Consider the following 24,387-nt stretch of genomic DNA (forward strand, 5'->3'; position numbering starts at 1 on the left):
TATTCTAGAGGCTTAGCGGTTCATCGGCGCGACAAAACGGCTCTTGGCCACGGCGTAGACGCCAGGGTCATCGCTGTCGGCGACCTTGAAGCTGATGGCCTGGGAACTGCTTTGCGCACGGTCCTGGGTCATTGCCACCGACACCGGCAGGTCGGTGATTTCCCCCGGGGCCAGGCTCAGTTCGGTCTTGCCTTGCAGTTCGAAGCCATCGCCGTCCACCAGGGCCAGGCGGTAGTTCTGGCGTTCCTGGGTCTTGTTGATGATCTTCAGGCTGTAGATGTTCTCGATCTGCCCCATGGCGTTCTCGCGGAACAGGCCGCGGTCCTTGCTCACGTCCAGGGACACCATCGGCCGTTGCACCAGGGCCAGGACCAGGGCGCCGATCATCACCAGCAGCACCGCGCTGTAGCCCACCAGGCGCGGCCGCAGCAGGTGGGTCTTGCCCCCTTGCAGCTCGTGTTCGGAGGTGTAGGCGATCAGGCCCCGGGCATAGCCCATCTTGTCCATGATCGAGTCGCAGGCGTCGATACAGGCGGCGCAGCCGATGCACTCCATCTGCAGGCCGTCGCGGATGTCGATGCCGGTGGGGCAGACCTGTACGCACAGCTGGCAGTCGATGCAATCCCCCAGGCCGACGTCGGCAGGCTTCACATCGCGCTTGCGCGGGCCACGGCTTTCACCGCGCACCGGGTTGTAGGAGATGGTCAGGGTGTCCTTGTCGAACATCACGCTCTGGAAGCGGGCATAGGGGCACATGTGCATGCACACCGCTTCGCGCAGCCAGCCGGCGTTGATGTAGGTGGCCGCGGCGAAAAACAGCACCCAGAACAGGCTCAGGCCGCCGATCTGCAGGGTCAGCAGCTCGTGGGCCAGGGGGCGGATCGGGGTGAAGTAGCCGACGAAGGTCAGCCCGGTGAGCAGGCTGATGCCCAGCCACAGGGTGTGCTTCATGGCGCGGCGGGCCAGCTTGTTCAGGCCCCAGGGCGCGGCTTGCAGCTTGATGCGCTGGTTACGCTCGCCTTCGGTGACCTTTTCGCACCACATGAACAGCCAGGTCCACGAGCTTTGCGGGCAGGTGTAGCCGCACCAGACCCGGCCGGCGAACACCGTGATGGCGAACAGGCCGAAGGCGCAGATGATCAGCAGCGCCGAGAGGAGAATGAAGTCCTGGGGCCAGAAGGTCGCGCCGAAGATGTGGAACTTGCTCTCGGCCAGGTCCCAGAGCACCGCCTGGCGGCCGCCCCAGTTCAACCAGACCGTGCCGAAGAACAGCAGGAACAGAAAACCCGCGCCGGTCATGCGCAGGGTACGGAACAAACCGGTGAAGCTGCGGGTGTAAACGTGTTTGTCGGTGGTCTTCGACTTCATCTGTTTGGGTTGTGAAGGTTCGAAGGTCTCTACTAATCGGACGGGGATTCTTTCGCTCATGGTCGTTCGCTCATCAGCCTCCATCAGGCCGCGCAACTATGACCACGGATCTGTTTGCATAACAGACTCAGGTATTTGATAAAAAACCGTATCAGATGAGCTTTTCCGGGGCCCTGCGACAACTTGCTGCACCCCCTCCAGCACCCCCAGGGATGGCCGCAGGGGCCTCTGGCACAGGCCTGTGCGGACAGCCCTGATCCAGGTCAGTCAAATCACCGAATCACCCTCGGTGGCCTTCAGATGGCGCCGGCCGTCGGTAGCGCCCGCCACGGTCAAGGCGTCGGCTTGGGCCTCGGTGATGTAGACCCGTTCGCCTGTCAGATCCACCGCTGACATGGATTTGGCGCTGTCGGTGATGACGGTCACGGCGCTGGCGGGCAGGCGCAGGTGAAGGGTGTCGGTGTCGAAATAGCAGGTCTGGTTTTCTATGCGCAGGCTCATGGTGCGTTCCTCTTGGCGGTGGGCATACAGGTTAGGGGCCGGGGTGGAGCCCGGGTTCGACGGCGGCGATCAACGGTGCCTGGCGGCGGTTGCCGCCGCCGACCTGCCGGGACCGCTGGCTATGCTTGGAGCTCCACCGGTGGCTGGGTAGTGGGCGGATCGCCCTTGGGCGGTGCGGTGGTGCCGGGCGGATCCTGCTCGGGCACCGGTGGCGGTTCGCTGGGGGGCAAGGGCGGCTGGTCGAGGTTCGGGTCGGGGGTTTCTGCCGGGATCGGGATATTCATCGCTATGGCCTCCTTTGTGCTTGTCGATGCACAGGCTCTTGCGGTGGACCCTGCGTACGCGGATTTGATTCCCGTCGCCTGGCCGAGCAATTGCGCTGAACTTTCGCCGCGGCCTGTGGCTCGGACACTAGGTGCATGGATTCACCGGGGTGCCGCCGGCTCCACAACCAGAGCGTCTTGGACGTGTTAGAGGGGTGATGCTCGATGACTGCAGAGAAACCGACACAACAGCACGACCACCTGTCGCAGCTGCCCTTGTCCCAGGCCTTGCTGCTGCCGCGCATCGCCATCGAGAACACCCGTCCGGTGCTCGATGGCGGGCAGTTTGCGGTCAAGGCGGTGGAGGGCCAGGAGGTCGAGGTGACGTGCAAGGTGTTCGCCGACGGTCACGACCGGCTGGCGGTGCGCGTGCGCTGGCGCAACGAGGGCCAGGACAGCTGGTACAGCCAGGCTCTGGAGGATCAGGGCAACGATGGTTGGCTGGGGCGCTTCCCGGTGCCGGTGGTGGGTCGCTACCGCTTCTGCATCCAAGCCTGGATCGACCAGTTCGCCAGCTTCTGCCACGAGCTGGAGAAAAAGCACCAGGCCGGGGTGCCGGTGAGCCTGGAGCTGCAGGAGGGGCGCAATCAGGTGCAGCAGGCCGCCGAACGCAGCGAGGGGCCGTTGCGCGAGCAATTGCTTGCGTTGCGCGAGCAACTGGCCGGATTGCTGGAGACCGAGCAGGTGGCGTTGTTTCTCGCGGAGCGCAGCGCCCGGCTGATGGCCGAGGCCGATCACCGTCCCTACCTGAGCCTGAGCCCCGAGTACCCGGTGGATGTGGAGCGCAAGCGCGCGCAGTTCGCCAGCTGGTACGAGCTGTTTCCCCGTTCGATCACCGATGATCCCCGGCGCCACGGCACCTTCGACGATGTCCATGGGCGGCTGTCGATGATCCATGACATGGGCTTCGACGTGCTGTACTTCCCGCCGATCCATCCCATTGGCCGCCGCCATCGCAAGGGCCGCAACAATGCCCTCAGCGCCGCGCCGGACGACCCCGGCAGCCCTTACGCGATTGGCAGCGAGGAGGGCGGCCATGAGGCCATCCATCCGCAACTGGGCAGCCGGGAGGACTTTCGCCGACTGGTGGCCGCCGCCGCCGACCACGGCCTGGAAATCGCCCTGGACTTCGCCATCCAGTGCTCCCAGGACCACCCCTGGCTCAAGCAGCATCCGGGCTGGTTCAACTGGCGACCGGACGGCACCATCAAATACGCCGAGAACCCGCCGAAGAAGTACCAGGACATCGTCAATGTCGACTTCTATGCCGCCGAGGCCATCCCCGGTCTGTGGCTGGAACTGCGGGACATCGTCCTCGGCTGGGTCGAGGAGGGGGTCAAGCTGTTTCGCGTGGACAACCCCCACACCAAGCCGCTGCCGTTCTGGCAGTGGCTGATCGCCGACGTGCGCGGCCGGCACCCGGAGGTGATCTTCCTGGCCGAAGCCTTCACCACCCCGGCGATGATGGCGCGCCTGGGCAAGATGGGTTACTCCCAGAGCTACACCTACTTCACCTGGCGCAACACCAAGAGCGAACTGGCCAGCTACTTCAGCGAACTCAACCAGTCGCCATGGCGTGAGTGTTTCCGGCCGAACTTCTTCGTCAACACCCCGGACATCAATCCGGCGTTTCTGCATGAGTCGGGGCGCCCGGGGTTTCTGATCCGCGCGGTGCTGGCCAGCATGGGCTCGGGGCTGTGGGGCATGTACTCCGGGTTCGAACTCTGCGAGTCGGCGGCGCTGCCGGGCAAGGAGGAATACCTGGATTCGGAGAAGTACGAGATCCGCCCCCGGGATTTCAACGCCGCCGGCAACATCATTGCCGAGATCGCCCAGCTCAACCGCATCCGCCGGCAGAACCCGGCGCTGCACAGCCACCTGGGGCTCAAGCTGTACAACGCCTGGAACGACCAGATCCTGTATTTCGGCAAGCGCAGCGCCGAGGGCGACAACTTCGTGCTGGTGGCGGTCAGCCTCGATCCGTTCAACCCGCAGGAGGCCCATTTCGAGCTGCCGCTGTGGGAAATGGGGCTGCCTGACGACGCCTCGACCCAGGGCGAAGACCTGATGAACGGCCACCGCTGGACCTGGTACGGCAAGACCCAATTCATGCGCCTGGAACCGGCGCAGCCCTTCGGCATCTGGCGCATCAGTCCCCTGTAGGAGCCGGCTTGCCGGCGAAGAGCCCCATGAGCCTTGCGCCGGCCTGGCCGACGCCTGCGCTGGCAAGCCAGCGCCTACCGCTGTCGTGGCGCATCGGCAGGTGCGTCGGCGCTCATTCATTTTTTCAAGGAGTCCGACATGGCCAAGAAACCCCGCACCGCGACCTTTATCAAGGACCCGCTCTGGTACAAGGACGCGGTGATCTACCAGGTGCATGTGAAGTCCTTTTTCGATTCCAACAACGATGGAATCGGCGACTTTCCCGGGCTGATCGCCAAGCTCGACTACATCAAGGACCTGGGGGTCAACACCCTCTGGCTGTTGCCGTTCTACCCCTCGCCACGGCGCGACGACGGCTACGACATCGCCGAATACCGCGGAGTCAGCCCCGACTACGGCACCCTGGCCGACGTCCGGCGCTTTATCGCCGAGGCCCACAAGCGCGAGCTGCGGGTGATCACCGAACTGGTGATCAACCACACCTCGGACCAGCACCCCTGGTTCCAGCGGGCGCGCAAGGCCAGGCCCGGTTCGGCGGCGCGCAATTTCTACGTGTGGTCCGACGACGACCAGAAGTACGCCGGCACCCGGATCATCTTTCTCGACACCGAGAAGTCCAACTGGACCTGGGACCCGGTGGCCGGCCAGTACTTCTGGCACCGCTTCTATTCCCACCAGCCGGACCTCAACTTCGACAACCCCCAGGTGATGAAGGCGGTGCTCTCGGTCATGCGCTACTGGCTGGACATGGGCATCGACGGTCTGCGCCTGGACGCCATTCCCTACCTGATCGAGCGCGATGGCACTCACAACGAAAACCTTCCCGAAACCCACGACGTGCTCAAGCGCATTCGCGCCGAGATCGATGCCCACTACCCGGACCGCATGCTCCTGGCCGAGGCCAACCAATGGCCGGAAGACACCCAGCTGTACTTCGGGCAGGCCGTCAACGGCGCCGACGGCGACGAGTGCCACATGGCTTTTCACTTCCCGCTGATGCCACGCATGTACATGGCCCTGGCCCAGGAAGACCGCTTCCCGATCACCGATATCCTGCGCCAGACCCCGGAGATCCCGGCCCACTGCCAATGGGCGATCTTCCTGCGCAACCACGATGAGCTGACCCTGGAAATGGTCACCGACAAGGAGCGCGACTACCTGTGGAACTACTACGCCGCCGACCGTCGGGCGCGGATCAACCTGGGCATCCGCCGGCGCCTGGCGCCGCTGATGGAGCGCGACCGGCGGCGCATCGAGCTGCTCAACAGCCTGCTGCTGTCGATGCCCGGCACCCCGACCCTGTATTACGGCGACGAGATCGGCATGGGCGACAACATCTACCTGGGGGACCGCGACGGCGTGCGCACGCCGATGCAGTGGTCCATCGACCGCAATGGCGGCTTTTCCCGGGCCGACCCGGCCAGCCTGGTGCTGCCGCCGATCATGGACCCGCTGTATGGCTATCAGTCGGTCAATGTCGAGACTCAGTCCGGCGATCCTCACTCCCTGCTCAACTGGACCCGGCGCATGCTGGCGGTGCGCAAGCAGTCCAAGGCCTTTGGCCGTGGCAGCCTGAAGATGCTGTCGCCGAGCAACCGGCGGATCCTGGCCTACACCCGGGAATACACCGACGCCGACGGCCATCAGGAAATCATCCTGTGCGTGGCCAACGTCTCGCGCAGTGCCCAGGCCGCGGAGCTGGACCTGTCGGCGTTCGCCGGCAGGGTCCCGGTGGAAATGCTTGGCGGCAATGCCTTTCCGCCCATCGGCCAATTGCACTTTCTGCTGACCCTGGCGCCCTACGGCTTTTACTGGTTCGTCCTGGCCGCCGAGCAGCAGATGCCCAGCTGGCACGTGGAACCGGCCCAGAGCCTGCCGGACTTTTGCACCCTGGTCCTGAAAAAGCGCCTCGAAGAATTGCTCGAAGCCCCGGCGCGCACCACCCTGGAGCACGAAGTGCTGCCCCTCTGGCTGCCCAAGCGCCGCTGGTTCGCCGGCAAGGACAGCGCCCCGCAAGCACTGCGCATCGCCTACGCCGTGCGCTTTGGCGACCCTCGGCATCCGGTGCTGCTCAGCGAGATCGAGGTCAGCGGCGACGGCCAGTCCGAGCGCTATCAGTTGCCCTTCGGCCTGCTCGGTGAAGAGCAGTTCGGCAGTGCCTTGCCCCAGCAACTGGCCATGGCCCGGGTGCGCCGCGGGCGCCAGGTGGGCCTGATCACCGATGCCTTTGCCCTCGACAGTTTCGTGCGCGACGTGCTCCTGGCCCTGCAGGCCCGCACCCGGCTGCAGAGCGAGGCCGGGTCGATCCGTTTCGAGGGCAGCCCGGCCCTCGATGGGCTGGGCCTGGGGGCCGAGTCCGAGGTGCGCTACCTGTCGGCGGAGCAGTCCAACAGTTCGGTGGTGGTGGGCGGCAGCCTGGTGCTCAAGCTGCTGCGCCGGGTGTCCGCCGGCGTGCATCCGGAGCTGGAAATGGGCGCCTTCCTCACGGCCGCGGGCTTTGCCCATATCTCGCCCCTGCTGGGTGCGGTGCTGCGTTGCGATGCCCAGGGCGAGGACCACCTGCTGATGATCGCCCAGGGCTACCTGAGCAATCAGGGCGACGCCTGGGAGTGGACGCAGAACACCCTGCAGCGGGCCATCCACGATGAGCTGGCGGATGCCATGTCCGAGCAGGAACAGCATTACAACGCCCTTGGCGAACTGCGGGAGTTTGCCGGGCTGCTGGGCCGGCGCCTGGGGGAAATGCACCTGTTGCTGGCGGCCCCGGGCAGCGGCCCGGACTTTGCACCACAAGTGAGCACGCTCAAGGACACCCAGGCCTGGAATCGGCAGGTGGCCGGGCAAGTGGAACGAGGGTTGCAGGTGCTCAAGCAGCATCAAGGTGCACTGAGCACCCGGGACCGGCAGTGGGTGAGTCGATTGTTGCAGCACAAGGCGCAGATCCTCGGTCATATCCAGCAGCTGGCCAAACAGCTGGTGGGCGGCCTGCGCATCCGGGTCCACGGCGATCTGCACCTGGGCCAGGTGCTGGTGGTCAAGGGCGACGCCTACCTGATCGACTTCGAGGGCGAGCCGGCGCGGTCCCTGGCCGAGCGCCGGGGCAAGCACAGCCCGTACAAGGACGTCAGCGGGGTGTTGCGCTCCTTCGACTATGCCGCGGCCATGGCCCGCGAGGCGCCGGTGGTCGATGGCTCGCCGGCGGCCGCGGCGGCGCGGGAGCGGGTGCTGCGGCGTTACCTCGACCAGGCGCGGCAGGCCTTTGTCCAGGCGTATCGGCTGGCGACGGCTACGCTTGCCCATGGCTGGCAGGAGCCCGGCGCCGCGGATGCCGCCCTGGCCCTGTTCAGCCTGGAGAAGGCCGCCTATGAGTTGGCCTATGAAGCGCAAAACCGGCCCACCTGGCTCCACGTGCCCTTGCACGGCCTGGTCGGGCTGTTGAGTGAGCTGCAAGCTTTTTCCGAACTTGAGCGTGGTGGAGAGCAGTCATGAGTGTCTCGAACAAGGAACAGGGAAAGCCCACAGCGGCATTGCTGCCCTCGGCCAAGGCCATCGAAGCCCTGGTGCGGGCAGAACATCAGGACCCGTTCGCCATTCTCGGCCCCCACGGCGACGGCGCGGGCGGTCAGTTCATCCGCGCCTTTGTGCCCGGGGCACTGAGCGTGCAAGTGCTGGACCGGGACCAGCAGCAGGTGCTGGGCAGCCTGCAGGCCGCCGAGGCGCCGGGGCTGTTTGTCGGGCATTTCGACGAGTGCCGGGCCTATCTGCTGCGGGTGCAGTGGGCCGGAGGCGAGCAGGTCAGCGAAGACCCCTACAGCTTCGGCCCGTTGCTGGGGGAGATGGACCTGTACCTGTTCGCCGAAGGCAATCACCGCGATCTGAGTGCATGCCTGGGCGCCCAGGTGATGTGCGTGGACGGCGTCGCCGGGGTGCGCTTCGCGGTCTGGGCGCCCAATGCCCGGCGCGTCTCGGTGGTGGGGGACTTCAATATCTGGGACGGGCGCCGCCATCCGATGCGCCTGCGCCATCCTTCCGGGGTCTGGGAGCTGTTCATCCCGCGGCTGCAGGCCGGCGAGGCCTACAAGTACGAGATTCTCGGGGCCCAGGGCATCCTGCCGCTCAAGGCCGATCCCATGGCCCTGGCCACGCAACTGCCGCCGGAGACCGCCTCGCGGGTCGCCGAACCGCTGGATTTCGACTGGCAGGACCAGTCGTGGATGGCGCAACGCAGCCAGCTGCAGCGGCCCGACGCGGCACTGTCGATCTACGAGCTGCACGCCGGCTCCTGGCAGTGCGAGGTGGACGACCTGGGGGAGGTGGCCCGCCAGTACAGCTGGGCCGAGCTGGCCGAGCGCCTGATTCCCTACGTCAAGGACCTGGGGTTCACCCATATCGAACTGATGCCGATCATGGAGCATCCCTTTGGCGGCTCCTGGGGCTACCAGCCGTTGTCGCAGTTCGCCCCCAGCGCCCGCTATGGCAGCCCGCGGGATTTCGCCGCCTTTGTCGATGCCTGCCACCGGGCGCAGCTCGGGGTGATCCTCGATTGGGTGCCGGCGCATTTTCCCACCGATGCCCACGGCCTGGCGCAATTTGACGGCACTGCGCTGTATGAATACGGCAATCCCCTGGAAGGCTTCCATCAGGACTGGGACACCCTGATCTACAACCTCGGGCGCACCGAAGTGCACGGTTTCATGCTGGCTTCGGCGCTGCACTGGCTCAAGCATTTCCACGTCGACGGCCTGCGGGTGGACGCCGTGGCCTCGATGCTCTACCGCGACTATTCGCGCAAGGCCGGGGAGTGGGTGCCCAACCGCCATGGCGGTCGCGAGAACCTGGAGGCCATCGACTTTCTGCGCCACCTCAACGACGTGGTGGCCCTGGAAGCGCCAGGGGCCCTGGTGATCGCCGAAGAGTCCACGGCCTGGCCCGGGGTCAGCCGGCCCACCGACCAGGGCGGCCTGGGCTTTGCCTACAAATGGAACATGGGCTGGATGCACGACTCGCTGCATTACATCCAGCAGGACCCGGTGTACCGCGCCCATCACCACAACGAGCTGAGTTTCGGCCTGGTGTATGCCTGGTCAGAACGCTTCATCCTGCCGATCTCCCACGACGAGGTGGTGCACGGCAAGCATTCGCTGATCGACAAGATGCCCGGCGACCGCTGGCAGAAGTTCGCCAACCTGCGGGCCTACCTGAGCTTCATGTGGACCCATCCGGGCAAGAAGCTGCTGTTCATGGGCTGCGAGTTCGGCCAGTGGCGCGAGTGGAACCACGATCAGCAACTGGACTGGTACCTGCTGCAGTACCCCGAGCACCGCGGGGTGCAAAAGCTGGTGACGGACCTCAACCAGCTGTATCGCCAGTACCCGGCACTGCATGACCAGGACGATGTGCCCCAGGGCTTCCAATGGCTGATCGGCGATGACGCGATCAACAGCGTGTACGCCTGGTTGCGCTGGAGCCGCAGCGGCGAGCCGTTGCTGGTGGTGGCCAACTTCACCCCGGTGCCGCGCCAGGCCTACCGGGTCGGCGTGCCCCTGGCCGGGCGCTGGAGCGAACTGCTCAACAGCGATTCGCAGCTGTATGCCGGCTCCAACTACGGCAACGGCGGCGAGGCGTTCAGCCAAGAGCAGGGCAGCCATGGCCAGGCCCTGTCCCTGGTGCTCAACCTGCCGCCCCTGGCGGTCCTGGTGCTGCGCCCCGACCGTGGCGATGTCCCGTAGAAGCCGGCTTGCCGGCGAACCGTGCGCGGCGCCCGGTGCGGCCACGGCGCGCGCCGTCGCTGGCCGGCCCGCACCTGCGGCGGTTGCCCGCGCACCCCTGGCGGGCCGGGCAGCGAGCCCCGGCTAGAGGTGCACTTCCACCGCCAGGGGCAGGTGGTCGGAGAGGTGGGTCCAGGGTTTGTTGCCGAGAATCTGCGGTCGATGGCTGCTGGCGTTGCGCAGGTAGATGCGGTCCAGGCGCAGCAACGGCCAGCGGGCCGGGTAGGTCTTGGCCGGGCGGCCGTGATGGCGCTCGAAGGCTTCGTGCAGGTCGTCCCGTCGCCCCAGGGTGACATTGCCGTGCATCTGCCAGTCGTTGAAGTCGCCGGCGATGATCACCGGCGCCTCGGCGGGCAGGGATTCGAGCAACTGGCACAGCAGGGCCAGTTGCTGTTGCCGATGGCTCTCCAGCAGGCTCAGGTGCACGCAGATGGCGTGCACTTCGGCGTGGCCCGGCACATCCAGTACGCAGTGCAGCAGGCCCCGGCGTTCGGGACCGGTGATGGAGACATCAAGGTTGCGGTACTGGCGGATGGGAAACTTCGACAGCAGGGCGTTGCCGTGATGGCCGTCGGGGTACACCGCATTGCGCCCGTAGGCGTAATCGCTCCACATGCTGTCGGCGAGAAATTCGTATTGCGACTGCTCGGGCCAGTTGTTCAGGCGTGAGGCGTGGCGCTCATGCTCCCCCAGCACTTCCTGGAGAAACACCAGATCGGCCCGGGTGCTGCGTACCGCCTCGCGCAGCTCCGGGAGAATGAAGCGCCGGTTGAGGGCGGTGAAGCCCTTGTGAGTATTGACGGTCAGCACCCGCAGGCGGCTGATGCCTGGTGGGTCGGGCTGAGGGGGGCAATCGATGCTCACGCGGGCTCCTGTGTTTCCGTGGCGGTTACTGATGGGACTGACGGCAGGCGCTCGCGTTCAGCTGGATGTGCATCGGCCCCGGTCTACATCAGGATGATCTCGTAGGGCAGGCGCAAGCGCTCCAGCAGCACCGGAGACAGCGCCGGCTCCAGGCCGATCTCCGGCTCGCCCTGCAGCTGGCTGGCATAGGCGTGGGCAGCATGCCGCTTGCGGGCCACGGTCCAGGTGTCCAGGCGCAGCTTGCGGGCCCGCTGCCAGGGGATCTGATGCTCCTCCCGCGACGGCCAGTGCCAGGCCCACAGCGGAATTTCGTAGAAACGTGCGCCCACCAGGGCCGTGGCCTTGGCCGTCGCCCGGCCCACCGCTTCGTGATCGAGGTTGCCGTCGGCGCGCCAGGTGCTGAACACCACGTCGCTGTCGCGCAGGTAGCGGCTGATGAAGGGCACCAGTTGCTGCTCGCGCTCGCTCAGGGCGTTGTCGGCAAAGCCGCCGCGAATCCACTTCAGGCTGTGCAGCGGCAAGCCCAGGCGACGCAGGGCCTCGGCGCTTTCCTGGGGGCGGAACACGCTGAGGCGGCGCTTGGGCCAGCGTTCCGAGCCCGGGTGGCTGGCGCTGCCGTCGCTGATGGAGATCAACTGCAAAGGGTGGCCGTGGTGGGCCAGCACTTGCAGCAGTCCGCCGCTGGCGACCACCTCGTCACCGGGGTGGGGGGCGACGATCACCGCCCGTGAGCCTGGCGGAACCAGACTGGCCAGGTTGATGGCCGGGACCTCGGCCAGTCGGCGGGCGGAGTTCCATATCTGGCTGGACCAGCTGTTGTCTACTGCGGGTATGGCTTTCATGAGGTGTCACGTCCCTGTTTGTCGGGTCGCGGCCTGGGCGGTGGAACCACCGTCGAGCCGCGCCCCTGGGTTTGTCCGCACGCTGATTCCGGCATCCGCCTCAGCGTGAAGTACCGGCGCTCCATCCCTTTGGGGCGCCGCGATGCGGGGCTCATCATACACAGCCTGGAACCGTCCACGCAGGGGCGGCCCAAGCTTTGTTCGAGCATTACGAACCCTGTCACAGGGTAGACGGCAATTGCTTCCCGGGGGAGGCCACAAGACGAAAGTCGTGCGCTACTTCCTCGCCCTTCAAGGTTCGACCAGGCTTTGCAGGTAATCGCCAAAGCCGCCCCGGGCCCGGCTGTCCAGGCGCCCGCTGGTAATCACCTGCGGGTGCCGGCTCCAGGCGATGCTGGCGCCGCTGCGCTGCAGCTGTCGCACCAGTTGCACGTCCTCGTGACACGCCAGGGCTTCGAAACCGCCGGCGCGAACATAGGCCGCGGCGCTGATGCCCAGGTTGGCGCCATGGACATGCCGATGCTCATCGGCGCTCTGGTAGGCATCGTGGTAGCGGGCCTGGGCCTGGGGCGCGAAGCCTTCGCTCCAGCAGTCGACGGTGACCGTGCCGCAGACGGCGTCGGTGCCCTGGGCCAGCTGGGCCACCAGCCAGTCCGCGGGCACCCGGCTGTCGGCGTCGGTGCACGACAGCCAGCGTGCCCCGGCCTGCAGCAGCCATTGCGCGCCGGCGGCGCGTGCCCGTCCGACATTGCGCACCTGCAATTGCAGGTGCTGCACGTCGTACTGGCGGGCGATGCTCAGGGAGCGGTCGGAACAGCTGTCGAGCACCACCAGGATCAGCACGTCCTCCTTCAGCTCGGGGTGGCTGGCGGCTGTCAGGGCGCATTGCAGGCAGTCGGCCAGCAGTCGCTCTTCGTTATGGGCGGGAATCACCACACCGATCATCGCAGGCCCTCCAGGGTCGCGACCGAATCCGCGTCGCGGCCCCAGAGGTCGAGGAGAAAATCCGCATCCTGATGTTCCAGCAGGCGTGGCAGCTGCAACTGCCGGTGGAGCATTGCATGCACTTGCCCGCCCTCCAGGGGACAGCCGGCGATGGGCGGACGCCAATGACAGGCCAGCAACTGACCGTCGGCGGCCAGGGAGTCCAGGGCCCGAGTCACCAGGCGCGCCAGATCCCCAGGGTCCAGGTAGTAGCCAAGCTCGCTGATGACAATCAGCTCGAAGGGGCCGTCGGGCCAGTCCTCGGGCAGGCGCGCGCATTCCACCCGGGCCTGGGGCATCGAACGCAGGCGTTGCCGGGCCAGGCTGACCGCAGTCTGTGCGGTGTCGCAGCACAGCAGGCTGTCGCAGCGGGTCGCCAGTTCGGCGCTGAGTTCGCCGTTGGCGCATCCGGGTTCGAAAATGCTCCGGTAATGGCGCCGCGGCAGGCTGGCCAGGGTGATGGCGCGCTTGCGCTGTTCGTACCAGCGTCGGCGAAAGGCCCAGGGGTCCTGGTCCCGGGCGAACAGCCCTTCGAAATAGTGACTGTCGACGCTCATAGGAATACCACCTCGAAGGGTTGCAGCAGACGCTCGATGATGTGTGGCGCCAGTACCGGTGCCAGGCCAATGTCCGGGTCGCCTTCCAACTGGCTGGCGAAGGCCTGGATGGCGTGACGCTTGCGTGCCACCTGGGCGGGGCTGAGCAGCACCTTGCGGGCGCGCTCCCAGGGCAACTGGCGGCCCTCGGGGTCGGCCCAGTGCCAGCCCCAGATGGGCAACTCCCTGAGGCGCGTACCCGTGGTCCGGGCGGCCAGGGCGCTGGCCCGGCCCACGGCCTCGTGGTCGCAATGGCCGTCCTCGCACCAGGTGCTGAACAGCACATCGTCCGGCCGCAGGCACGCCTGGATGTAGCGCGCCAGGGCCGCTTCGTCCCGGGCCACGCGGCTGTCCTGGAAGCCGCCGCGCAGCCATGTGATCCGCGCCAGTGGCAGGTCCAGGCGGCGCAGGCCTTCGGCGGACTCCTGGGGCCGCACCAGGCTCAGGCGCTCGATGGGCCAGCGCGGTGAGCCGGGATGACTGGCGCTGCCATCGGTGACCGAAATCAGCAACAGTTCCCGTCCCGCGGCCGCCAGCAATTGCAGGAGGCCACCGCAGCCGAGGATTTCGTCGTCCGGGTGCGGGGCCACGATCACCGCCCGCGAACCGGGCGCAACCAGGGTCTGGATATCCACGCAGGCCATCGCCCGCAGGTGCGAGGAGGCCTGCCAGGCCTTCAGTGAAGTGCCGCGGCCGACAATCGGATTGGCTTTCACAGGCACCATCCTCCCCGGTCCGCCGCAGCGGCTTCGCCGGCCAGCTGTTGGCCGAGCTGGGCCAGGTCGCGTTCGGCATGGCTCTGGCGGATAAACACCGGCAGGTCGGCCAGCAGCCGGGCGAAGTGCCGGTCCAGGCAGTAGGGGCCCGCACCCAGGGCCCGACCGACATGCCGCAGCAGGCTGTCGACGCTGGCTTCGGTCACGGCCCGGGTGCGCCGGGCCAGCAGTTGGCAATCGGCGTCGGGGGCCTGGTCCAGCTGCCGGGCACTGTGGCGCAGGACGCAGGCGGCCTGATGCAGGGCGCTGTCCACCGCCCCCAGATGCGCCTGGGCGTGGGGCTCGTCGTGCTTGGCGCAGTGTTCGCGCAGCGGCAGGGCGATGGCCTGGGCCGCGCCCAGCCAGCAGGCGGCGATGCCCATGGCGCCCTGCCAGAAACCCGGGCGCTGCAGGTAGTCGTCCGGCCCGCCGACCCAATGGCCCCGTGCCTGGTCGAACCGCACCTGCCGGCTGTCGGTATTGGCCATGCCCACCGCCTGCCAGCCGCCGCGCTCGACCTGCACCCCGGGCTGGTCCAGGGCCACCGCCACCAGGCGCTGGCGCCCCGCGCTGTCCCAGGCGGTGAGCAGGGCATGGCTGAGCAGCGCGGCTCCCGAGCACCAGGCCTTGGTCCCGCGCAAGCGGCAGTGCGGGCCGTCGGCGTCGGCCTGAACCCGGGCCCGGGGTGGTTCGGCGGCCCAGGTGCCCCAGGTGGTGCCGGGGGCGACGGTGCAGTCCAGCTCTTGCATGATCGCCAGGGCATCGGTGTGTCCCTCGTAGAGCTTGCACAGGCCCAGGTCATGTCCGGCGACCCGGGCCAGGGCCTGCCAACGCTGCAGGGTGGCACCGCTCGCCGGCCGCGGCAGGCGATCCAGGCCGGCGGCCACCAGAGCCTCCAGGCACAGGCCCAGCGCCGGGGCATCGGCGTGCCCCAGGTCGGGGTAATGGCGCAGGAAGGCTTGCAGGTCCATTTCAGTCTTCTTCCTCATGCTGCAGCTCGAACAGCAGCAGCGAACGTCCGGTCACCGAGTAGCTGTGGCCGAAGGCGAAACGCTCCTGGCCGCGCACCGCCGGCTGGTTGGTGTCGAGCATGCAGCTCCAGAACTCGCCGGCCGGCACCTCGGGCAGGCGGAAATTGACGATGTCGTGATGGGCATTGACCACCAGCAGCACCGTGGCGTCGGCCCCGGGGCGCAGGATCCCGGTTTCCTGGGCGCGGCCGTCCAGCAGCATGCCCAGGCAACGGCCGTGGGGGTCTTGCCATTGTTCGGTGCTCATCTCGTTGCCGTCCGGGGCCAGCCAGGTGACGTCCTTGACCCCGAGGTCCTCGTTGTAGCTGCCGACCAGGAAGCGCCCGCGCCGCAGGATCGGGTAGTTCAGGCGCAGCTTGATCAGGCGCTTGACGAACTTGAGCAGCGCCTTGCCGTCGGCGTCCAGCTCCCAGTTGACCCAGCCGATCTCGCTGTCCTGGCAGTAGGCGTTGTTGTTGCCGTGCTGGGTGCGGGCGAATTCGTCGCCGGCCACCAGCATCGGCGTGCCCTGGGCCAGCAGCAGGGTGGCGAAGAAGTTGCGCATCTGGCGCAGGCGCAGGGCGTTGATCTCGGGGTCGTCGGTGGGGCCTTCGACGCCATGGTTCCAGGACAGGTTGTTGTCGCTGCCGTCCTGGTTGTTCTCGTCGTTGGCCTGGTTGTGCTTGTCGTTGTAGGACACCAGGTCGCGCAGGGTGAAGCCGTCGTGGGCGGTGACGAAGTTGACCGACGCGTAGGGCCGCCGGCCGCGCTGGTTGAACATCTCGCCGGAGGCGGTCATGCGCCCGGCGAAGTCCGCCAACTGGCCGTCGTCGCCTTTCCAGAAGGCCCGCACGGTGTCGCGGAAACGGTCGTTCCATTCCACCCAGCCCGGCGGAAAGCGCCCCACCTGGTAGCCGCCGGGGCCGCAGTCCCAGGGTTCGGCGATCAGCTTCACCTGGCGCAGCACCGGGTCCTGGCGGCAGGCCACGAGGAAGCTGTGGCGCTCGTCGAAACCATCGTGGTAGCGGCCGAGGATGGTCGCCAGGTCGAAGCGGAAACCGTCCACGTGCATTTCCGTGGCCCAGTAGCGCAGGGAGTCGGTGACCATCTGCAGCACGCAGGGATGACTCAGGTCCAGGGTGTTGCCGGTGCCGGAATCGTTGATGTAGAAGCGCTTGTCGTCGGGCATCAGGCGGTAGTAGGAGGCGTTGTCGATGCCGCGCATGGACAGGGTCGGGCCTTGTTCGTTGCCTTCGGCGGTGTGGTTGTAGACCACGTCCAGCAGCACCTCCAGCCCGGCTTCGTGCAGGTGCGCGACCATTTCCTTGAATTCGGCGATCTTGCCGCTGGCCAGGTAGCGCGGGTCCGGGGCGAAGAAGGCGATGCTGTTGTAGCCCCAGTAATTGGTCATGCCCTTGTGCAGCAGGTGCTGATCGTTGACGAAGGCGTGGATCGGCAACAGCTCCACCGACGACACCCCCAGCTTGCGAATGTGCTCCAGCACGTCGTCGACCATCAGCCCGGCAAAGCTGCCCCGCAGGTTTTCCGGCACCGCGGGATGGCGCATGGTGAAGCCGCGCACGTGGGTCTCGTAGATGACGGTCTTGTCCCAGGGCACGTTGATCTGCTGGTCGTGGCCCCAGGTGTGGGCCGGATCGATGACCTTGCACTTGGGCACGAAGGGCGCGCTGTCACGCTCATCGAAGCTCAGGTCGGCATCCGGGTGGCCGATGGTGTAGCCGAACAGCGCCTCGGACCATTTCAGTTCCCCCACCAGTTGCTTGGCATAGGGGTCGATCAGCAGTTTGTTGGGGTTGAAGCGGTGGCCGTTGGCCGGGTCGTAGGGGCCGTACACCCGGTAGCCGTAGATCAGCCCGGGGTGGGCATCGGGCAGGTAGCCGTGGAAGATCTCGTCGGTGTATTCCGGCAGTTCGATGCGCTCCAGTTCCACTTCGCCGGTGGCGTCGAACAGGCACAGTTCGACCCGGGTGGCGTTGGCCGAGAACAGCGCGAAGTTGACGCCCAGGCCATCCCAGGTGGCGCCCAGCGGGAAGGGCAGGCCTTCACGGATGCGCGAGGGTTCGTGCTCGGGAGTCTGCTTGGATCGGCTCATGGTTGCTCCTGCAGGTCTGATGACAAGTGCTGATACCCGTGCTGCTCCGGTTTTTTCCGGGCGAGACAAACCCTTGTGGCGCCATGACGCGCCACGGGTCGGCGGTGATCAACGGGTGGGGAAGGGCGTCAGTGGGCGGGCGGCTTGCGCGGGGCCCGGGGTTTCTTCGGCGCCGGCTTCTCGCCCGGAGGCAGGACCACGGCGGCGGCCGGCTTGGCCTTGGGCTTGGCGGCGGCGGTGCGGGTCCTGGGCTTGGCGGCCTTGGCCGGGGGCGGCGGCGCCAGGGCTTCGGCTTCGGCCAGCTTGCGCGCCATGTCCCAGTGCCGGGCTTCCTGGCCCTGGGGTTTGCCTTCCGATTCCCAGATCTGATAGGCGAATTCACGAATGCGTTTGTCGTCGGTACTCATCGCAATGCTCCTGGACTGGATTCAATGTTGAATCAAAAGATTGAGCGGAAAGTCTTGCAATACGGCACTGATCAGCAACTCCTTATGGGGTGTGACTGCTCCGGTTGAAAAAAGTCCATTCAGGTTGCGGCGCGAGGCGGTGAACGGTAGTTGCACCCGGGTATCGCCCCATCGTTGTGCATCGACCTTGGGCACTGCGCTGTCCTCCAGCAGCGCGGCGACCCGGATCGGTACTATCACCACCAACCGTTGCTCCCGGTATTCACGCATGAAGGCCAGAACCCGTCCCGCCTCCTGGCCGAGCACCGGCAAGGGCCGGTAGTGGCCGCGCCGGAACAGCTCCGGGTACTGGCTGCGCAGGCCCAGGGTCCGGGCGATCAGGCCTTGCTTGATGCGCCCGTCGCGCCAACCTGTGAGCCACTCGCGGGGATCGCGCAAGCGGTTCAGCGCCTGTTGCCGGGCCCCGTAGTCCACCGGCCGGCGGTTGTCCGGATCCACCAGGCTGAAGTCCCAGAACTCGTTGCCCTGATACAGATCCGGCACCCCCGGCACTGTCATGCGCAGCAAAGTTTGCGCCAGGCTGTTGAGGGCGCCGGCGGGGGCGATGGCATTCACCGCATCGGCGATCGAGCGACGCAAGGGCAGGCCCTCGGGCGCGCACAGCAGGCGCTCGATAAACCCTTGCGCGGCCTCTTCGTACTCCGGGTTCGGCGCGGCCCAACTGGTGTGCAGCTTGGCCTCGCGCAGGGCCTTGAGTTGCCACTGCCCGATCCGCCGGGCGTAGTCGGCCAGGGCCGGTTGATCATCTGCCTGCAGGTCCAGGGGCCAACTGCCCAGTAGGGTCTGGTAGAGGATCAGCTCATCCGCCGCCGATGGCCCGTCGCGGCCTTGGCGCAACGGCTCGGCCAGCGGCCGCCATGCCTGCACCTGGCGCACGTACCAGGCGGCGCGCTCGCTGAGCACCGCCAGGCGCGCGCGACTGTCCTCGCCGCGCTTGTGGTCGTGGGTGGCGCTGGTCAGCAGGTTGTCGGGGAACCGCTCCAGGCGCTGTTCGCAGGCGCTGTGGAAGGCCGCGGGCGGCGCGCTGAACTGCTCGGTGTCGAAGCCCACGTCATTGCGCGCCAGGAGCACCGCCGAGCGATAGAACGCGGTGTCCTCCACCGCCTTGGCCGCCGCCGGCGAGGTCAGTTGCTGGAAGCGCACGCAGGCGTGGCGCAGCAGTTTGCGTGGGCGACCCGCCGGCTGTTGCCGCCAGCCCTGGCCGCCGAGCCAGCGCTCCAGGTAATCGAGCACCGGCCAGTCGGCTTCGCCCAGGCTGGCCCGGGCCCCCTGCATGGCCTGCTGGAAGAACCGCTGGTCCTGGGGGCCGCGGCCGCGGGCGCTGATGTAGGTGCGATACACCGGGAAGTGCACGATCAGTTCCTGCAGCGCCCGGCGAATGGCGCCCAGGGTCAGGTCGCGGCTCATCAGGTCCAGGCGCGCCACTTGCAGCAGGGCCTGGGCCACGCTTTCAAAGTCGCCGGCCAGAGAACCGTTGAGGATCTGCTGACGGGCCAGCAGCGCCTCCCGGGCAAACTGCGCCGGCCGCCGACTGTACCGGCTCCAGAGTTCGGCCAGCAGTGGCCGGCCCGTGGCGGCCTGTTGCAGCAGCGACAGCTGGTTCATGAATTCGTAGCCGGTGCTGCCGTCCACCTGCCAGTCGCGGGCCAGGGTTTCTTCGGCGCCGAGGATCTTTTCGACATAGATCGGCAGGTGCTGGCCGGGGCGCAGGCGCTCGACCCGGCGCCGCAGCTTGCGGCAGTAGGCCCGGGGATCGGCCAGGCCGTCGATATGGTCGATGCGCAGGCCGTCCACCAGGCCTTCTTCGATCAGCTGGAAGATCTTGGCGTGAGTGGCCTCGAACACCGCTGGGCGCTCGACCCGCAGGCCGCCCAGCTCGTTGACGTCGAAGAAGCGCCGCCAGTTGATGTCATCGGCGGCGGTGCGCCAGCTGGCCAGTCGGTAGCTCTGGCGCTCCAGCAATTGATGCAGACGGCTCAGGCCTTCGGGCTGACGTCCGTCGTAGCCGTGCAAGTGCTCGGCGACCGCTTGGCGCAGCGCCGGCTGTTGCAGCAGGCGCGCCAGGGCCTGCTGCAGGGGCCGGGCCTGGGCCTGGGCATCACCGTGCAAGCGCAGGGCGTCGAAGGCGCCGGCCAGGGCCTTGAGTTCGGCCGCGGCCGCCGGCGCCAGGGGCGATTCGATCCGCAACAGCTCCCCGTAGTCGGCAGGGCAGATGGGAAAACGATGCTCGTGGTGCTGCACATGAAAGCCCGCCAGATCCTCGTCCAGCTGCAAGGGCAGGCTGCCTTGCTGCAGCGCTACGCCGTAGTCAGTGGCCAGAAAGGGCACCAACAGCTGGCCTTGCATCAGCGGGTCGGGGGAGTGCCACTGGATATCGAAGAATTCGCCATAGGGGCTCAGGCGCCCCCACTGCAACAGGTCCAGCCACCAGGGGTTGTCACTGCCGCCCACCGCCATGTGGTTGGAGACGATGTCCAGGATCAGGCCCATGCCCTCGGCGCGCAAGGCGCTCACCAGGCGTCTGAGGGCCGCTTCGCCGCCCAGTTCCGGGTTGACCCGGGTCGGGTCCACCACGTCGTAGCCGTGCATCGATCCGGCCCGGGCGCACAGCAGCGGCGAGGCGTAGAGGTGGCTGATGCCCAGGCGGGCGAAGTAGGGCACCAGAGGCACGGCGTCGTCGAGGCTGAACCCCCGGTGGAACTGCAGGCGCAGGCTGGCCCGCAACAGGGGCAGGGGTTGGGGCAGGGTGCTGGAGTTCATCGGTCACGCTCTAGGGCTTGCTGGCGGGCGCAGGCCAGCAGTTCCAGGCGCCGGGCGGCGTCGCTGTCCTCCAGCAGGCGGCGGCTCGCGCTGGCCAGGCGCCGGCGCCAGTTGGGGTGGCTGTCGAGGGTGCCGGGCAGGTTGGCCTGTTCATCGATGCCCAGGGCGTCTTCCAGGGGTAGCAGCACCAGTGGCGCCCGGGTGTGGCCGAGAAAGCGCACGGCAGCGTCGATCACCTGCTCGGTTTCCTGGCAGTCCTGGCGAAAGTTCTGCGGGTCCCGGGCCAGGGCCTGGCGCAGGCCGTCACGCTCGCGCTGGCGGTGTTCGGCCCATTGCCGGGCGCCGTGTTCGTCCACCATGCCCAGGCGCAGGTTCCAGTCGATGTCGCGGCCCTGCCACCAGCCATTGAGGGTCGGCAGGTCGTGGGTGCTGGTGGTGGCCAGGGCGTTGTCCGGCCAGTCGAGGATCGGCCTGAAGTGGCAGCCGTGGTCCTGTTCGAACAGCAGCACGCGCATGCCGAGCATGGCCCGGGCGGCGAGCTTGTCCCGCAGGCCGTCGGGCACCGTGCCCAGGTCTTCGCCGAGAACGATGGCCTGATGGCGGTGGGACTCCAGGGTCAGCAGGCGCAGCAGGTCGTCCACCGGGTAATTGAGGTAGGCGCCGTCGCTGGGCGGCGCGCCCAGGGGAATCACCCACAGGCGTTGCAGGCCCATGACATGGTCGATGCGCAGGCCGCCGGCGTGGGCGAAGTTGGCCCGCAGCATTTCGATAAAGGCACGAAAGCCATGGCGCTGCAGGCCTTCGGGGGAGAAGGCGCAGATGCCCCAGCCCTGGCCCTGGCGATTGAGCACGTCCGGTGGCGCGCCCACGGTCAGGGACGCCAGCAGTTGCTCCTGGCGGCTCCAGGCCTGGCTGCCGCCGCCGTCGGCGCCCACCGCCAGGTCGGCGATCAGGCCGATGCCCATGCCGCCGCTGCGGGCCGCGCTCTGGGCCCGTTCCAGGCCGCGGGCAATCAGCCACTGGCAGAAGGCATGAAAGCCGATTTCCTCAGCCTGCTCCTGGGCAAAGCGGGCCAGGGCCGGGCTGGCCGGGTTGCGCCACTGTTCTGGCCAGTGGCGCCAGTCCAGGTCTTCGCCACGGGCCGCCCGCTGGGCCTGGATGGCTTCGAAGCGGCAGTGGTTTTCCAGGGCTTCGCCGGCGGCCCGGCGATAGCTGGCGAAGTCCTCGTGCAGTGGGTGCTGGCCGTGACAGAAACCCGCATACAGGGCCCGCAATGCCAACTGCTTGGCCTTGGCGGCCTGGGGCCAGTCGATCAGCGGCTCATGCTCCAGGGCCTGCAACTGTTCGCCGACCCCGCAGGACTGGATGGCGGTGCGCCAGGCCCGGTCCCCGAGAATGGCCGCCGGCGCGGCGTACAGACTGTTGAGAAACAGCCGGCTGGAGGGCGAGTAGGGGCTGTAGCGCTGGGGATCGGCGGCGAACATGGCGTGCAGCGGGCTGATGGCCAGGGCGTCGGCACCGCGCTCGGCGGCCTGGCGGGCCAGATCCTCCAGGGCCTGGGTGTCGCCAAAGCCGCCATCCCCGGGACGCCGCAGGGCATACAGCTGCACCGTCAGGCCCCAGGCGCGGGGCGTGGCCTGGTCCACGGCGTCGGCCACGCTGTAGCAGCGTTCGGGGGCCACGGCGAGGACGAAGTGTTCGTCGTTCACCTGTATCCCGTGGTAGCCCACGGGCAGCACGCCGGGCAGCACGCTGGCCTGATCCAGGGACAGGGACAGCGGGTTGCCGTCTTCCAGCTGGATGGCGCAGACCGTGTGCGCCGGAAAGTAGCGGGCCAGATCCAGCCCCTGGCCGACGTCGACAGTGAGCAGCGGCGGCAGGTGGCGACTGTGTTGCAGTTCCTCCAGTTGCTGCAGGCTGTGCCGGATTTCCTGGTCGTTGTCGGCGGGGTGGCCCAGGCCCGCCAGCACTGCCCGCAGGACCCGGGGTTCGACCTTCTGCCCACGGCCGTTGGCATCGATCCAATCCACGGCCAGGCCGGCGCGGCTGGCCAGCAGTTCCAGTTGCGCATCGCTCATAGGCATTCTCCATCAGGGGCTGTCGGGGCATGTATGTCGTCCAGCTGGACCACCACGCTGAAGGCCGGCAGCCAGCCTTGGCGCCAGTGGTCGAGGCTGTGGGGCGGGTGTTCGAACCAGAGTTGCCCCGGAGGCTCGGGCGCCAGCTCGACCCGGTGCGGGCTCAGGTTGAGGTCGATGCGCAGGCGGCTGCCATCCCCCAGGCGCCAGTGCGCGCTGAGGGCGCCCTCGGCCAGCACCCGCGTGCCCAGGGCCTGGGCGGCGGGCAGGCGCGGGAGCAACTGGCGGTGGCGGATCTGCAGCAGGCTCTGGTACAGCGCCCGGGTCGCGGCGGCCTGGTCGAAGCGCGGCTGCGGCCGCGAGGCCTGGAAGGTCGAAAGGGCATTGGGGTCGGGGATGCCCTGGCGCTGCCGGGCATCGGCAAAGGCCCTGAAGGCGGCGAACTCGTTGCGCCGGCCCTCGCGCACCGCCTCGGCCAGTGGTCCCTGATGACTGGTGAAGAACAGGAAGGGTTCCTCGGCGGCGACCTCGTCGCCCATGAACAGCAGCGGAATCATCGGGGACAGCAGCAACAGCGCGGTTGCGGCGTGCAGGGCCTGGGGCGGTGCCAGCTGGTTGAGGCGCTCGCCGAAGGCCCGGTTGCCGATCTGGTCGTGGTTCTGCAGGAACAGCACGAAAGCGCTGGGGGGCAGGTGGCCGCTGGGTTCGCCCCGGGCCTTGCCGTGGCGGTCGACATGGCCCTGGAAGGCGAAGCCCTGGCTCAGGCAGCGGGCCAGTTGCGTGGTCGGGTCGTCGGCGAAGTCGGCGTAGTAGGCCTCGGTTTCGCCGGTCAGCAGCACGTGCAGGGCGTTGTGCCCATCATCGTTCCACTGGGCATCGAAGCCCTGTTGCAGCAGGCTGGCCTGATTGCGTTCGTTCTCCAGGTTGAGCCACACATGGCGCTCGGGAGGCACGGCCTGGCGCACCCGCCGGGCCAGTTCGAGGAGAAAGTCCGGGTCGTCGATGGCGTGCACCGCATCCAGGCGCAGGCCGTCGAAGCGGTATTCCAGGAGCCACATCAGCGCGTTGTCGATAAAGAAGTCGCGTACCGGGCGGCGGCGAAAGTCGATGGCCGCGCCCCAGGGCGTGTGCAGGTCCTGGCGAAAGAAGCCCTTGGCGTAGTGCGGCAGGTAGTTGCCGTCGGGGCCGAAGTGGTTGTAGACCACGTCGAGAATGACCGCCAGGCCCAGGCCGTGGGCGCAGTCGATCAGCGCCTTGAGCGCTTCGGGCGGGCCGTAGGAGGCTTCCGGCGCATAGGGCAGAACCCCGTCGTAACCCCAGTTGCGCGCGCCGGGGAATTCCGCCAGGGGCATCAGCTCGATGGCGGTCACCCCCAGTTCCACCAGGCCCGGCAAGGCCTGTTGCACCGCCTGGTAGCCGCCCATGACGCCCACATGCAGCTCGTAGATCACCGCCTCGTGCCAGGGGCGGCCAGCCCAGGCCGGGTGCTGCCATGGATAGGCGTCGGCGGCGACCACCAGGCTCGGGCCGTGGATGTCGCCGTCCTGGGCCCGGGACGCCGGGTCCGGCACCAGCAGCTGTTGGTCGATCTTGAAGCGGTAGCGGCTGCCCGGAGGACAGGGCGCCTGGAGCACGAACCAGCCCTCGGCCTCGGCCTGCATGGGCAGCGACCGGCCCTGGTCGAGTTCGAGACTGACGCTGCGCGCATCCGGGGCCCAGAGGGCGAAGCGGGTGCGCGCAGCGTCCAGGACAACCGCGCCGTGGCTCGCGGGGGGGCTGAGTGACATGGTGCCCG

At 67.6% G+C, this 24,387-nt stretch carries 17 protein-coding genes; 3 read left to right on the forward strand and 14 right to left on the reverse strand.

Annotation, left to right across the window (positions count from 1 at the left end; all coding sequences use genetic code 11):
* Nucleotides 1–12: 12 nt before the first annotated feature.
* The 3 genes from ccoG to ACMGG8_RS18615 form a co-directional block, all read right to left on the reverse strand.
* Nucleotides 13–1,428, reverse strand: a complete 1,416-nt coding sequence (gene ccoG, locus ACMGG8_RS18605; protein ID WP_060843689.1) for a cytochrome c oxidase accessory protein CcoG — start codon at nt 1,426–1,428, stop codon at nt 13–15.
* 207 nt (nt 1,429–1,635) lie between these two features.
* The gene (locus ACMGG8_RS18610) at nt 1,636–1,869 is read right to left on the reverse strand and encodes a DUF3203 family protein (RefSeq protein ID WP_060839448.1); all 234 of its coding nucleotides are present in this window, start codon (nt 1,867–1,869) and stop codon (nt 1,636–1,638) included.
* A gap of 119 nt (nt 1,870–1,988) precedes the next feature.
* The gene (locus ACMGG8_RS18615; protein WP_164990736.1) at nt 1,989–2,153 is read right to left on the reverse strand and encodes a hypothetical protein; all 165 of its coding nucleotides are present in this window, start codon (nt 2,151–2,153) and stop codon (nt 1,989–1,991) included.
* Between the two features lie 204 nt (nt 2,154–2,357).
* Here ACMGG8_RS18615 and ACMGG8_RS18620 point away from each other — a divergent pair, with 204 nt between their 5' ends.
* The 3 genes from ACMGG8_RS18620 to glgB all read left to right on the forward strand — a co-directional run bounded on the left by ACMGG8_RS18620 (nt 2,358) and on the right by glgB (nt 10,084).
* Nucleotides 2,358–4,355 (forward strand): alpha-1,4-glucan--maltose-1-phosphate maltosyltransferase, encoded by a 1,998-nt coding sequence (locus tag ACMGG8_RS18620; protein WP_414158121.1) that lies wholly within the window; start codon nt 2,358–2,360, stop codon nt 4,353–4,355.
* 138 nt (nt 4,356–4,493) lie between these two features.
* Nucleotides 4,494–7,844, forward strand: coding sequence for a maltose alpha-D-glucosyltransferase (gene treS / locus ACMGG8_RS18625; protein WP_414158122.1), 3,351 nt, complete (start codon nt 4,494–4,496; stop codon nt 7,842–7,844).
* The gene (glgB, locus tag ACMGG8_RS18630; RefSeq protein WP_414158123.1) at nt 7,841–10,084 is read left to right on the forward strand and encodes a 1,4-alpha-glucan branching protein GlgB; all 2,244 of its coding nucleotides are present in this window, start codon (nt 7,841–7,843) and stop codon (nt 10,082–10,084) included. The genes treS and glgB overlap by 4 nt, the downstream gene beginning before the upstream one ends.
* Before the next feature lie 123 nt (nt 10,085–10,207).
* Here the strand turns inward: glgB and ACMGG8_RS18635 are convergent, their stop codons facing one another.
* From ACMGG8_RS18635 to treZ, 11 genes are all read right to left on the reverse strand, one after another.
* Nucleotides 10,208–10,987, reverse strand: a complete 780-nt coding sequence (locus ACMGG8_RS18635; protein WP_060839444.1) for an endonuclease/exonuclease/phosphatase family protein — start codon at nt 10,985–10,987, stop codon at nt 10,208–10,210.
* Nucleotides 10,988–11,070: 83 nt separating this feature from the next.
* Nucleotides 11,071–11,829 carry a PIG-L deacetylase family protein gene (locus ACMGG8_RS18640; RefSeq protein WP_060843683.1) on the reverse strand — a complete coding sequence of 253 codons (759 nt, stop codon included), beginning with the start codon at nt 11,827–11,829 and terminating at the stop codon, nt 11,071–11,073.
* A gap of 291 nt (nt 11,830–12,120) precedes the next feature.
* A complete protein-coding gene (locus ACMGG8_RS18645) occupies nt 12,121–12,774 on the reverse strand; it encodes a glycosyltransferase (RefSeq protein ID WP_414158124.1) in 654 nt (217 codons plus the stop codon).
* Nucleotides 12,771–13,370 carry a class I SAM-dependent methyltransferase gene (locus ACMGG8_RS18650; RefSeq protein ID WP_060843681.1) on the reverse strand — a complete coding sequence of 200 codons (600 nt, stop codon included), beginning with the start codon at nt 13,368–13,370 and terminating at the stop codon, nt 12,771–12,773. The genes ACMGG8_RS18645 and ACMGG8_RS18650 overlap by 4 nt, the downstream gene beginning before the upstream one ends.
* Nucleotides 13,367–14,125, reverse strand: a complete 759-nt coding sequence (locus ACMGG8_RS18655; RefSeq protein ID WP_414158125.1) for a PIG-L deacetylase family protein — start codon at nt 14,123–14,125, stop codon at nt 13,367–13,369. Before ACMGG8_RS18655 ends, ACMGG8_RS18650 begins: the two co-directional genes overlap by 4 nt.
* Nucleotides 14,122–15,135, reverse strand: coding sequence for an acyl-CoA dehydrogenase family protein (locus ACMGG8_RS18660; RefSeq protein WP_414159953.1), 1,014 nt, complete (start codon nt 15,133–15,135; stop codon nt 14,122–14,124). The genes ACMGG8_RS18655 and ACMGG8_RS18660 overlap by 4 nt, the downstream gene beginning before the upstream one ends.
* Nucleotide 15,136: 1 nt before the next feature.
* A complete protein-coding gene (gene glgX / locus ACMGG8_RS18665) occupies nt 15,137–17,287 on the reverse strand; it encodes a glycogen debranching protein GlgX (RefSeq protein WP_060839438.1) in 2,151 nt (716 codons plus the stop codon).
* A 128-nt stretch (nt 17,288–17,415) separates the two neighbouring features.
* The gene (locus tag ACMGG8_RS18670; RefSeq protein ID WP_414158126.1) at nt 17,416–17,694 is read right to left on the reverse strand and encodes a DUF2934 domain-containing protein; all 279 of its coding nucleotides are present in this window, start codon (nt 17,692–17,694) and stop codon (nt 17,416–17,418) included.
* A 21-nt stretch (nt 17,695–17,715) separates the two neighbouring features.
* Nucleotides 17,716–20,514 (reverse strand): malto-oligosyltrehalose synthase, encoded by a 2,799-nt coding sequence (locus ACMGG8_RS18675; RefSeq protein WP_414158127.1) that lies wholly within the window; start codon nt 20,512–20,514, stop codon nt 17,716–17,718.
* Nucleotides 20,511–22,592, reverse strand: coding sequence for a 4-alpha-glucanotransferase (malQ, locus tag ACMGG8_RS18680; RefSeq protein WP_060839435.1), 2,082 nt, complete (start codon nt 22,590–22,592; stop codon nt 20,511–20,513). The genes ACMGG8_RS18675 and malQ overlap by 4 nt, the downstream gene beginning before the upstream one ends.
* On the reverse strand, nt 22,589–24,379 hold the full coding sequence (treZ, locus tag ACMGG8_RS18685; RefSeq protein WP_414158128.1) for a malto-oligosyltrehalose trehalohydrolase: 1,791 nt from the start codon (nt 24,377–24,379) through the stop codon (nt 22,589–22,591). Before treZ ends, malQ begins: the two co-directional genes overlap by 4 nt.
* Nucleotides 24,380–24,387: the final 8 nt, after the last annotated feature.

Origin of the sequence: Pseudomonas sp. BNK-45 (genome assembly GCF_047456255.1) — a bacterium.
Classification (GTDB): Bacteria; Pseudomonadota; Gammaproteobacteria; order Pseudomonadales; family Pseudomonadaceae; genus Aquipseudomonas.

Bases quoted from the DNA above. Each gene is read 5' to 3' on its own strand.
- ccoG (WP_060843689.1), bottom strand. From the start codon at position 1,428: ATGAGCGAAAGAATCCCCGTCCGATTAGTAGAGACCTTCGAACCTTCA.
- ACMGG8_RS18610 (WP_060839448.1), bottom strand. From the start codon at position 1,869: ATGAGCCTGCGCATAGAAAACCAGACCTGCTATTTCGACACCGACACC.
- ACMGG8_RS18615 (WP_164990736.1), bottom strand. From the start codon at position 2,153: ATGAATATCCCGATCCCGGCAGAAACCCCCGACCCGAACCTCGACCAG.
- ACMGG8_RS18620 (WP_414158121.1), top strand. From the start codon at position 2,358: ATGACTGCAGAGAAACCGACACAACAGCACGACCACCTGTCGCAGCTG.
- treS (WP_414158122.1), top strand. From the start codon at position 4,494: ATGGCCAAGAAACCCCGCACCGCGACCTTTATCAAGGACCCGCTCTGG.
- glgB (WP_414158123.1), top strand. From the start codon at position 7,841: ATGAGTGTCTCGAACAAGGAACAGGGAAAGCCCACAGCGGCATTGCTG.
- ACMGG8_RS18640 (WP_060843683.1), bottom strand. From the start codon at position 11,829: ATGAAAGCCATACCCGCAGTAGACAACAGCTGGTCCAGCCAGATATGG.
- ACMGG8_RS18645 (WP_414158124.1), bottom strand. From the start codon at position 12,774: ATGATCGGTGTGGTGATTCCCGCCCATAACGAAGAGCGACTGCTGGCC.
- ACMGG8_RS18650 (WP_060843681.1), bottom strand. From the start codon at position 13,370: ATGAGCGTCGACAGTCACTATTTCGAAGGGCTGTTCGCCCGGGACCAG.
- ACMGG8_RS18660 (WP_414159953.1), bottom strand. From the start codon at position 15,135: ATGGACCTGCAAGCCTTCCTGCGCCATTACCCCGACCTGGGGCACGCC.
- glgX (WP_060839438.1), bottom strand. From the start codon at position 17,287: ATGAGCCGATCCAAGCAGACTCCCGAGCACGAACCCTCGCGCATCCGT.
- ACMGG8_RS18670 (WP_414158126.1), bottom strand. From the start codon at position 17,694: ATGAGTACCGACGACAAACGCATTCGTGAATTCGCCTATCAGATCTGG.
- ACMGG8_RS18675 (WP_414158127.1), bottom strand. From the start codon at position 20,514: ATGAACTCCAGCACCCTGCCCCAACCCCTGCCCCTGTTGCGGGCCAGC.
- malQ (WP_060839435.1), bottom strand. From the start codon at position 22,592: ATGAGCGATGCGCAACTGGAACTGCTGGCCAGCCGCGCCGGCCTGGCC.
- treZ (WP_414158128.1), bottom strand. From the start codon at position 24,379: ATGTCACTCAGCCCCCCCGCGAGCCACGGCGCGGTTGTCCTGGACGCT.